Source organism: uncultured Campylobacter sp. (assembly GCF_937997595.1).
In the GTDB taxonomy this organism is placed as follows: Bacteria; Campylobacterota; Campylobacteria; order Campylobacterales; family Campylobacteraceae; genus Campylobacter_B.
In genome coordinates this window covers 1-10,366 of record NZ_CALKTS010000302.1, presented here as the reverse complement: position 1 = coordinate 10,366, position 10,366 = coordinate 1, and the positions used below count along the sequence as shown (strand labels likewise).

The 10,366-nt window shown below is 47.8% G+C and carries 9 protein-coding genes and 1 pseudogene; all 10 read right to left on the bottom strand.

Going from position 1 to position 10,366, the window contains the following annotated elements; genetic code table 11:
• Nucleotides 1–280 precede the first annotated feature (280 nt).
• Complete coding sequence (locus Q0614_RS10105) at nt 281–1,516, bottom strand: nucleotide sugar dehydrogenase (protein WP_298788468.1); 1,236 nt, start codon at nt 1,514–1,516, stop codon at nt 281–283.
• A gap of 153 nt (nt 1,517–1,669) precedes the next feature.
• Nucleotides 1,670–1,849 (bottom strand): hypothetical protein, encoded by a 180-nt coding sequence (locus Q0614_RS10100; protein WP_298788467.1) that lies wholly within the window; start codon nt 1,847–1,849, stop codon nt 1,670–1,672.
• A gap of 165 nt (nt 1,850–2,014) precedes the next feature.
• Nucleotides 2,015–3,835, bottom strand: a complete 1,821-nt coding sequence (locus Q0614_RS10095) for a penicillin-binding protein 2 (RefSeq protein ID WP_298788465.1) — start codon at nt 3,833–3,835, stop codon at nt 2,015–2,017.
• 62 nt (nt 3,836–3,897) lie between these two features.
• Nucleotides 3,898–4,581: a leucyl/phenylalanyl-tRNA--protein transferase gene (gene aat / locus Q0614_RS10090; protein WP_298788462.1), complete on the bottom strand. Its 684-nt coding sequence runs from the start codon at nt 4,579–4,581 to the stop codon at nt 3,898–3,900.
• Complete coding sequence (locus Q0614_RS10085) at nt 4,581–6,962, bottom strand: AAA family ATPase (protein WP_291936643.1); 2,382 nt, start codon at nt 6,960–6,962, stop codon at nt 4,581–4,583. The genes aat and Q0614_RS10085 overlap by 1 nt, the downstream gene beginning before the upstream one ends.
• A gap of 15 nt (nt 6,963–6,977) precedes the next feature.
• On the bottom strand, nt 6,978–7,283 hold the full coding sequence (locus tag Q0614_RS10080) for an ATP-dependent Clp protease adaptor ClpS (RefSeq protein ID WP_298788460.1): 306 nt from the start codon (nt 7,281–7,283) through the stop codon (nt 6,978–6,980).
• The gene (locus tag Q0614_RS10075; protein WP_298788458.1) at nt 7,273–7,971 is read right to left on the bottom strand and encodes a TlpA family protein disulfide reductase; all 699 of its coding nucleotides are present in this window, start codon (nt 7,969–7,971) and stop codon (nt 7,273–7,275) included. Before Q0614_RS10075 ends, Q0614_RS10080 begins: the two co-directional genes overlap by 11 nt.
• Before the next feature lie 55 nt (nt 7,972–8,026).
• Entirely contained in the window at nt 8,027–8,491 is a 465-nt protein-coding gene (gene smpB / locus Q0614_RS10070; RefSeq protein WP_298027415.1) for an SsrA-binding protein SmpB, read from the bottom strand.
• A gap of 125 nt (nt 8,492–8,616) precedes the next feature.
• Entirely contained in the window at nt 8,617–9,360 is a 744-nt protein-coding gene (locus Q0614_RS10065; RefSeq protein WP_298788456.1) for a 4-(cytidine 5'-diphospho)-2-C-methyl-D-erythritol kinase, read from the bottom strand.
• A gap of 752 nt (nt 9,361–10,112) precedes the next feature.
• A pseudogene (gene truB / locus Q0614_RS10060) lies at nt 10,113–10,366 on the bottom strand (tRNA pseudouridine(55) synthase TruB); the annotation flags it as partial.

Sequence of the window (10,366 nt, the reverse complement as noted above, 5' to 3'; positions counted from 1 at the left end):
ATGTTTTTTATGATTTTAAGCAAGGTCTTCAAAAAGGTCTTCAAATTTGATCCTTCAGCCTTAAAACACTGGCTTGTAAAGAGCTTTAGCTTTTAAGCAAAACCTAAAGCGACAACTCGTTTTATTCCCCCGAAAGTGCCGCGATTATATAACGATGAGGATTAACTTTCACTTATACTAAAATTTTATCTATTTTTGCAGCTTAGCATCGTGCTTGAGATTCAAAACATAGAAAATAAACCGCACTGATAAAGTCTAAATTTAACCCCCAAGCTAAATTTCAGAGCTTTCCTTGCGCGCCTTTATATACGTTTTTTACGTCGTAAACCAGCGAGCCTGCGTAATCAAGCTCGAAAAATTGCTTATGCGCCACGGCGATTACGACGCAGTCAAATTTGCGCAAATCGGGCTTTTGTAGCAGATCGATGTCGTAGTATCTCTTGGCGTCGGCGGCGCTCGCCCAAGGATCATAGACGCTTACTTCGCAGCCGAAATTTTTAAGCTCGTTTATCATATCCACGACGCGCGTATTGCGGGTGTCGGGGCAGTTTTCTTTAAACGTCAGTCCCAAGATCAAGACCTTCGCGCCCTTTACCTTTTCGTCGTATTTTATCATCATCTTGACGACCTCCGTAGCGACGTAGCTTCCCATATTATCGTTGATGCGGCGGCTTGAGAGGATGATTTCGGGGTGATAGCCCACCTCGGTTGCCTTCTGCGCCAGATAATACGGATCGATGCCTATGCAGTGCCCGCCCACGAGGCCTGGACGGAAGCTTAAGAAATTCCACTTCGTAGCCGCCGCGTCGATGACGTCGTTGGTGTTGATACCGAGCTTGCCGAACAGGATCGCAAGCTCGTTGATAAAGCCGATATTGATGTCGCGCTGGGTGTTTTCGATCACCTTCGCGGCCTCGGCGACCTTTATGCTGCTAGCGCGAAAGGTGCCGTTTTGCAGTATGCTAAGATAGACGCTATCTACGACGTCCAGAGCCTCTGGGGTGCTTGCCGAGACGATCTTTTTGATCTTCGTGACGGTGTGAATTTTATCGCCCGGATTGATCCGCTCGGGCGAATATCCGCAGAAAAAATCGCGGTTAAATTTAAGCCCGCTTACGCGCTGCAACACCGGCACGCAGTCCTCCTCCGTAGCGCCCGGATAGACGGTGCTTTCATACACGACGATGTCGCCCTTTTTAAGCACGGTCCCGACGCTTTCGCTGGCCTTGATTAGCGGCGTAAGATCTGGGCGATTTAGCCTATCTACGGGCGTCGGCACGCACACGATGTAAAAATTACTCTGCCTCATATCATCTAGCTTTGCGCTAAATTTAAGCCCGTTTTGAATCGCCGCGGCAAGCTCCTCGTCGCTAAGCTCCAGCGTGCGGTCGTGCCCGCCGCGCAGCTCGTCTATGCGCTCTTGCGAAACGTCAAAGCCCACGACCTCGTGTTTCGCCGCAAACGCCGCCGCCAAAGGAAGCCCAACGTAGCCAAGCCCGATTATCGCTATTTTCATTTTTCCCTCATTTGCTTTCATATTTTCCTCTTTTCTTTGCGTTAAATTTCATCGTTAAATTTCGCTCTCAAACTCGCTAAATTTCAGGGCTGCGCAGATACATTGCGCGTCTTAAAATTTAACATTTCAAGCTCGCTCGCCGTTTTACTTGCGTTACTTGCGCGACGGCAAATTTAAAATTTTGTCTTGATACGGAATTTTACTACCGCGGCAAAATTTCGTATTGTGATAAAAATTCGCTGCCTTAGCGCAGTGAGCGGCGCCATGCAAAATTTCAAGCCGTGATAAAATTTTACTACCGCGCCAAAATCCCACGTTACGATAAAATTCCATCGCCGTGCCGTTAAAATTTACGCCACGAAATTCTATGCCGCCAAAATTCCGCGCCGTAAAATTTAAACGCCGCTGAATTTCACGAAGCCGCGTCGCATTGCGTAAAATTTCGACGCCGTAATGCAAGCCGCAAAATTTTAAAAAACCTCGCGAAATTTAGCAAATTTAATCTTTAATTTCAACTGCCTCATCCTTGATCTCGACCTTTTGCGTGGCGTTTGCGTCGGCTGCGGGCTTTAGATAGCCCTCCTCTATCAAAATTCCTACCGCTCGCTTAAAGATCGGCAGCGCATTTTGAGCGGCGTAGTAGCTGCCTCTTTTAGGCTCGCGCACCAAAACGCCGATCGTGTAGCTGGTGTCCGCGTCGTTGGCAAAGCCAAAAAACGAGCTGTTATAGGCGCTCGAATAGCCGCCTCCCTTGGCGATACGCGCAGTGCCCGTCTTACCGCCGATTTGCAGCCCCGCTACCCGCCCCTTGCGCCCAGTGCCGCTCTCAACCGTTTTGATTAAAATTCCTTTGATTACGTCGGCGGTAGGTTTAGAGATGACCTGGCGGGTTTCGCTTTCGTTGACGATGTAAGTTTTGCCGTTATTTTCTAGATTTTCAACTAGGCGCGGACTAATCATGATGCCGCCGTTGTTAAAGACGGTATAGGCATTGAGCATCTGAAGGAATGTCATCTGCGCGCCGTAGCCGTAGCTGATCGTGGCTTTGTAAATTTTATTATTCAGGCTTTTGATACTAGGTATATTTCCGCTTTGCTCATACGGCAGATCGATACCCGTTTTTTGCGACATACCAAAATTCATCAGCCCGTCATAAATAGCCTGCCCCTCCAGCCGCTCTGAAATTTTAATCATTCCAATATTTGAGCTGTGGATGATGATCTCCTCGCCGCTCATCTGCTTTGCAGGATGCGTGTCGCGGATCGTGCGAGTACCAAGCTTATAGCTGCCGTTATAGGTATTAATGATCTCGCCCGGTTTGACGGCTTTGGCATCATAGGCGATCGCGAAAATTATCGGCTTCATGATCGAGCCCACCTCGTAAGCGTATTCGCTCGCGGTAAAATTTAAATTTTTCAGATCGTTTTTGGTGATATTTGAAGGATCGTAGCGGGCGTTGGTCGCGAGGGCTAAAATTTTACCCGTTTTGGAGTTCATAATGCCTACCACGATTTCTCGCGCATCGTAATTATCCGCGCCCTCATCACTTAGGCGCTCTATCTTTCTTTGCAGTGTTAGCGGCACGCTTAGGCGGACATTGTAGCCGTCGATCCTTCCCGTTTTTTTGCTGCTGCGCTCTAGGATGATGTTGCCGCCGATATCGCGCGGGCCCACGATAAACTCATCTCTAACCGGCGCTAGATAATACTCATAGTACTTCTCGATCCCTTTGATGCCGCTAACCTTGGTGATGCCATCAACCTCTTTTTTATTGATATAGCCGATTAACGGAGTGAGCGAATCGCCGACATTGTAACTGCGCTTCTCGCCGCTTTCGGTCACGCTCATGCGGATAGGCGGATTTAACCTGCCGTTTGAGCCCATGAAGCTGACGAAGACCTTTTTTAAATTTAGCTTATATGCAAGCTCTTTTAGATGCACGGCGGTTTTGGCGTCGATCTTATACGACAGCACGGTCGTGCCGCCAGAGCCCTCGATCGCGCTTTTGACACGCTTTTCGCTATCGCCCGTATAGATGCAATAAAGCCGCACGAAAAGATCAAGCTTGTTTTTATCGATGCTTCGCGCATCGACGCTAACTTTATAGAGTTTGACGGAATTTGCCGCGACATAATTATCTTTTGCGATTATCGCGCCGCGGATCGCGCTGTTGGTTTCATTGACATCCAGGCGCGGTAGCTTGCGCTCAGTGCTGCCCCAAAAATATAAAATCGCCAAAAATACAAAAAGCGCCGCCGGCACGAATATAAACATCACAATAATCATACCGACCGAGGAGCTTTTATCTCTTTGCCACATCTTATTTCTTTAAAATTCTAAATTCCGCGCATTTTTTACGCTGCTGCATCTCAAGCTTTGACTCAATGCTGCGCTCCGCGCGGAACTTTAAGATCCGCAAAGCGCTCAAAGCCGCTATCTTGCGCACTAAGCTCAGCAAATAGAGCGAGGAATTCCGCTCGCGGCATCTCTTTAGCACCCATAAATTTCAGATGCTCGTTCATAATCTGACAATCGATTAGAAAGCCGAAATTTGCAAGCACCTCACAAAGCCTAATCAGCGCGACTTTCGAAGCATTGCTCTTTAGGCTCAGCATACTCTCGCCGCAAAACACACGCCCAAAAATTAGCCCGTATAGCCCACCCACAAGCTCGCCGTCCTCGTACGCCTCGACGCTGTGAGCGTAGCCGTCTGCTGCCAAACGCGAGTAAGCCTGCACGATCTGCTCGCTGATCCACGTGCCGTCGCTCTCTTTTTTTCGCACGTCTTTGCAGCGCTCGATGAAGCCCTTAAAATTCGCGTCAAATTTAACGTCATATCGCTTAAGATAGGGCTTAATGGACTTTTGCACACGCACTTCACGCGGATCAAGCACTGCGCGCGGATTGGGCGACCACCATAAAATCGGCTCATCCTCGCTAAACCACGGAAATATCCCTGCGCTATAAGCGCTAAGCAAACAATCCTCGCTCAGATCGCCGCCACTTGCAAGCGGCGCAAAATCGGGCGCATCCATAGGATCTGGAAAATCGTAAAACCGAGCCATTATTTAACGACACTGCTTTGAGCTAGTGCAGGTTGCTTTTTTTCTATCTGCGGCAAAGGCGTAGAAGCAAAGCTAAAGCTTAGCTCGCCATCTTTGACGCTCACGCTAACTAAGCCGCCCTCTTGCAGCGCGCCAAAAAGCAGCTCACCGCTTATATGATCGCTGATCTGAGAGCTGATCTCGCGCTTTAAATTTCGCGCGCCAAACTCGTCCGAATAGCCGCGCGAGATAATCAAATCTTTTGCTTCCTTGTTTAGGCTAATCTTTACGTTTTTTAGCTGTGACTCTAGCTCGCCGATAGTCTTATCCACTATCTTTTCTAGAATTTCGCCGCTTAAGCGGTTAAAATTTATGATTTTATCGATACGATTGCGAAATTCCGGCGCAAAAAAGCTTCTTATGGCGCTATCTACTTTATAGCTCTCGTCCTTCGTAAATCCAACCTGCGGCGCTTCTTTCGTGCCTAAATTCGACGTCATTATTATGATCGTATTTTTAAAATCGGTCGTAACGCCGTTATTATCGGTAAGGCTTGCGTTATCGAAAATTCCTAAAAAAATATTCGTCATGCTAGGATGAGCTTTTTCTACCTCATCAAATAAAATAACGCTGTAAGGGTGCTTTTTGATGTTATTCGTTAAAATTCCACCGTTTTCAAAGCCCACGTATCCAGGAGGTGCTCCGATGAGTCTCGAGACGCTGTGAGCTTCCATATATTCACTCATATCGTAGCGCTCAAAATGTACTCCGAGCTGCGCGGCTAAGACCTTGGCTAGCTCACTTTTGCCCACGCCGCTACTACCTGCAAATAAAAATACGCCGATTGGAGAGCTTGCGCCTCCAAGCCCGGCGTAAGAGCGTAGAAGCGCCTTACAAAGACTGCTAACCGCTTCATCTTGACCGAAAATTTCACGCTTGATATTAGCTTCCAGATTTTTTAGTACCTGTTTATTATCGACGCTACTGCTTAAATTTGCAATATTCGCGCTAATAGAAAGCGTATTTACCAAATCGTCCTTACTGATTTCAAGCGGAGCTTCATGCGGCTTAAATGCAAAACTCGCACCCACCTCGTCAATGAGATCAATGGCACTATCGGGAAGGAATTTATCGCTTTGATATTTTTTAGCAAGCGTTACGCTATCTCGCAAAATTTCGTCGCTAAATTTTACGCCGTGAAATTCCTCATATTTTTTGGCTACGCCTTTTAAAATTTCGACGCTATCGTCGATGCTAGGCTCGCTCACGTCGATTTTGCAAAACCTGCGGCTAAGCGCTTTATCCTGCGAAAACGAGCGGTATTCGCCGTATGTAGTAGCGCCGATGACCGATAGCTCGCCGCTTGCAAGCGAAGGTTTTAGGATGTTTGACATATCAAGTTCGTTGCGATTGCCCGTGCCTGCGCCAACGATCGTGTGAATTTCATCGATAAATAAAATCGCATTTTGATTAGCGCTAAACTCGTCTATGAGATCCTTTAGCCTCTCTTCAAATTCACCGCGCAACGTAGTGCCTGCGATCAGCGCGCCAGCATCAAGGGCGTAAATCACCTTATTTTTTAGCTTTTCTGGCACTTCGCCGCGGACGATTTTTAGCGCGATACCCTCGATGATCGCGGTTTTACCAACTCCTGCTTCGCCCACTAAGATAGGATTGTTTTTCTTGCGGCGACAGAGGGTTTGCAGCGTCTTTTCGATCTCTTTTTCGCGTCCGATGAGTGGATCGATCTTACCCTCAAGCGCGATTTTATTGAGGTTTGCTGTATAAAGTGAACTAGGCGAATCCTTTTTAATATCGCGCTCGTTTATGGCGTCCTTTTCGCCCTCAAACGCAGGCTCAAATTCCGTATTCTGCCACTGCCTGCGGCTTTCGTCATAATTCATCGCATGCGTGATATCATCGATATCGTATGAGTTTAGCTTAATCGCTGCGGCTTCGTCGCGAGAAACGACCTCATCACGGTGATCGAAAGCGGATTTGTACTTTCGCACGATGAGCTCAAAAATCGCGGCATTGATACCGTAGTGATTTAAAATTTTAGTGCAGTCGTTTTCCTTATCATTTAGAATTTTAAGCATAAAATCAAGCTCGTTTTTAGGCTCTTTAGCGTTATTTAATTCAGTATAGAACTGCTTAAATTCTATCGTCTGCGCTGGGGCCTTGCCGCTTGATTTAGGCATCATATCCAAAAGCCCGCCCAGATTATCCAAGATATTTAGGTAGTTAATATCTGGAATTTCTTTGGCGATGAGCCCGTGAAAGGGCTTATTGTATTTAAAAATCGCATAAACTACGTGCGAAGTGGTGATATATTCGTCCTCGCCGTCATTTGCGACGCTGATTGCTTGTTCAAAATGTTTGTTTAAAAAAAATCCTATCATTGCTTTCCTTTAAATTTAATCCTCTTCGATCTCACATCTAAGAGGGAATCCTGCGGCCTTTGCCGCTTGTAAAACCGCTTGTTGCTTGCACTCGGCTATCTCTTTAGGATACGCGCCGCAAACCGCGCGACCCCGCTTGTGCACTTTCATCATTAAATCTACGGCGTCGTTAAAGTTTTTGGCGAAAATCTCCATCAAAATATAAACCACGAAATCCATCGTCGTCACGTCGTCGTTTAGCAAAATTACTTTATACGGACGAGGCACGAAAGATTTTGTTTTGGCGCGAGTGTGAATCTGCACACCGGTTTTAGTTGCCATTTTTTATCCTGGCGATATCGCTTTTTATCACATCGGTATCGACCATGCCTAAGTAATATGGCTTGCCCCGCTCATCGCCCTCATTGATGTCGGTAAGCCTTTGATATTTTCCATCTTTAAGTACTACCTTAAAAGGGATCGAAAGCGCGTGACGATAACCGATGTCGCTTAAAATTTGACCCACTATGCGCTCGTTTTGTTTTGAATTGGAGATGAAATAATACGCATTAAACTTTTTCGTAAAATTTTCGATCACTTGCGCGTCCGTAATGTCCTCAAAATAAATCAAGCCGACCATTAGAAAATCCGCGGAATTTTTTAACTGAAAGTCCATCAGATGCGGCGCTTCGATGCGGCATGGCTGGCAGTATGTACCGAAAATATCAAACATTAAAATTTTATCGCTGTCCGCGAGCTTAAAGCCCTTTTCTGTCCGCTCGATCGTTACCTCGCCGCCTACGACGCTTTTAAGCGTAAGGCGCTCGCCCGTTTTAAACGGCGTAAAAGCTACCTCATCGCCACTTTCTCCGCCAATACGCTCGCCATTTTTATCTTGAGCGGAATTTTTTGCCATCTGATTCTCGCTCGCGGCAGGATTCTCGCCAGCAGAGCCCGTCTTTTTCTGCGAATCATCTCCGCAGCCACTTAAAACAAAAATCGCCAAACATGATAGTAAAAATTTCTTCATTGCATTTCCTTCGGGTTTAAATTTAAGCCCGCATTTTAACCAAAGTTTTGTGAATTTAAAATGAATGCTTGTCGTATCGCTTCATCGCGCTTTGCGCTTCGCGGTCGGCTTCCTTGCGCTTTAGCGATTCGCGCTTATCGTGCAGATTTTTGCCACTAGCCAAAGCGATACGCGCCTTTACGCGGTTTTTATCATTCAGATACAGCGACAAAACCACGATGGTAAGGCCCTCTTTGCTAACCGCGCCAAGCAGCTTGTCGATCTGCTTTCTGTGCATCAAAAGCTTTCGCACTGCCCCTTCGTCTGGACGAAAGTGGGCGTTGGTGCTTTCAAGATAGCTGATATGGGCGTTTAGCAAAAACAGCTCGCCGCGGATCACGCGACAGAAGCTATCTTTGAGATTGCCCCTGCCCGCGCGCAGAGCTTTTACCTCGCTTCCCTTTAGCACGATGCCCGCTTCAAAGCTTTCAAGTATCGTAAAATCGTGAAATGCCTTGCGATTTTTACTCAGTTCTTTCATCTTTTTCCTTCTAAATTTGGTCCTAAGCTTAGCCCGTTTTTGCTTAAATTTAAAAGCGGGCGAGCGAATTTTAAATTTTATCTTTAAATTTAGCTTTTAAATTTTAACCGCGCGCCTTGGAATTCTTATTTTAAGAAAAACACGCTGCTACCGCTGCCGCTTAGAAACATATCGCGATACTTGCTCATCTGCGGATATAGCTTTATGCACGGCGCGAAAAGATCGTTTAGCTGAAAGCCGCCATATTGCGACAGCAGCTGCTCGCTGCCTAAACGCAACATCTCTTGCGCCTGCGCGGCATTTATGTTTTGCATAAAGCTTGTGCGAAACTCGTTATAAACCGCGCCGGTGGAGCAAAAGATCGCTGGCGTTAAAATTTCGATCGCGGGCAGCCGGTCCTCGAAAGGCTCGATGATCTCGCCGATGCCGCGCACGTTTGCAGCCTCCAGCCCGCTAACAAAAAACGCGACGTCCGCGCCGATATTTTGCGCGATCGCTATAAGCCGCTCGCGCGAAATTTTTAAGCTTAATTCCTCGTTCGCAAGCCGCAAAAACGCCGCTGCGTCGCTACTGCCGCCACCAAGACCCGCGCCGATCGGAATATGCTTTTTAAGCACGATCTTGTGCGAGCCGAAAAACTCCGCAAGCTCGCGCGCAAAGCCCGCCTGCTCAAGCGCCGCCTTGGCTTTTAAAATTATGTTATCCGCGATCTGCGCGGCGTCACATTCAAGCACAAAGCCGCTCGCGCGCTCAAAGCTTATCTCATCAAACAGCTCCCTGCGCAGCACGAAGCGCGAGGCGATCTCGTGGTAACCGCCGCGTGTGCCGACGACTTTTAAAAAAACATTGATCTTTGCATAAGCCTTCAAATTTTACTCCTTCTGCGCTCTTTGATACGCTTGCGTTAAATTTAGCCCGCGGCAAGCCCATCCGGCGCGATTAAAATTTTAATCCGCGCATCGTGAAGCGCGCCCCGCGGAATTTAACCCGCAATCGCGGCGCCCGATACGTAAATTTTATAAAGCGCGGAAATTAAATCCTCAACGCACGCGGCCGAATTTCAACCCGCGGCGCAAATCTATCCGCGTGATTAAAATTATAAGCCGAGTTATAAACCAAAACCGCGCAGCCGCGCGCCACATTAAATCGCAAATTTAGCTTAGCGATGCGCCGCAAAATCAAACCCATCAGCGCAAACTACGCATTACCGCAAGCCGAAATTTCATTCGACAAAAGCTGCTTGCTACGCCGCAATAAGCCCAACCTGCGCGCTTTTTAAATCGTCAAATTTTAATCTCGCGGCGCGTCGCCATCGCGCGGCAAAAGCAAATTTAAACGCCGCTTCGCCGCGTTTAAATTTAGCCCCGCGGATTTATGCCTTTCACGAGCGAGCGCCGCCCAATAAGCCGCGTGTTTAAATTTTAAATTTACTCCGCCCGATGCCGATTTTACGATCCGTGCGCAACGAAAGAACGCAATCCCCGCCGCCGCCTGCGGTAAAATTTAGCCGCACATAACGGCGCGCTATGCTAGCAAATTTAAAACGCGCCGTATTTATAACCGCTCAAATTTCAAGCCAGGGCCGCCCGATCAAAGCTCCGCCGCAGGCTGTAGCCGCGGTCTAAAACGCACCGCCCGCGATCGGAACGTCATTCCAAAGATACCGCACCTCGCCCGCGCCAATCTCGATGATCGAATAAAAATCGCCGCAGATAAGCAAATAGCGGCCGTCCGCGCGGCTCGCCAGATCCTTTGCGGCGAGCTTCTTGCCCAAGATCACGTCGCGCGCGTCGCCGTCGTAGAAGTTCGGCTTAAGATCCAAAAACTCGAGCGGATTTAGCGCCGCCTCGTCCGCAAAGCGCGGATCTTTCAAAT

What these genes read in the sequence shown, in the direction of transcription:
- Q0614_RS10080 (WP_298788460.1), bottom strand. Translation starts at nt 7,283, where the DNA reads ATGGCAACTAAAACCGGTGTGCAGATTCACACTCGCGCCAAAACAAAA.
- smpB (WP_298027415.1), bottom strand. Translation starts at nt 8,491, where the DNA reads ATGAAAGAACTGAGTAAAAATCGCAAGGCATTTCACGATTTTACGATA.
- aat (WP_298788462.1), bottom strand. Translation starts at nt 4,581, where the DNA reads ATGGCTCGGTTTTACGATTTTCCAGATCCTATGGATGCGCCCGATTTT.
- Q0614_RS10075 (WP_298788458.1), bottom strand. Translation starts at nt 7,971, where the DNA reads ATGAAGAAATTTTTACTATCATGTTTGGCGATTTTTGTTTTAAGTGGC.
- Q0614_RS10100 (WP_298788467.1), bottom strand. Translation starts at nt 1,849, where the DNA reads ATGGAATTTTATCGTAACGTGGGATTTTGGCGCGGTAGTAAAATTTTA.
- Q0614_RS10085 (WP_291936643.1), bottom strand. Translation starts at nt 6,962, where the DNA reads ATGATAGGATTTTTTTTAAACAAACATTTTGAACAAGCAATCAGCGTC.
- Q0614_RS10095 (WP_298788465.1), bottom strand. Translation starts at nt 3,835, where the DNA reads ATGTGGCAAAGAGATAAAAGCTCCTCGGTCGGTATGATTATTGTGATG.
- Q0614_RS10105 (WP_298788468.1), bottom strand. Translation starts at nt 1,516, where the DNA reads ATGAAAATAGCGATAATCGGGCTTGGCTACGTTGGGCTTCCTTTGGCG.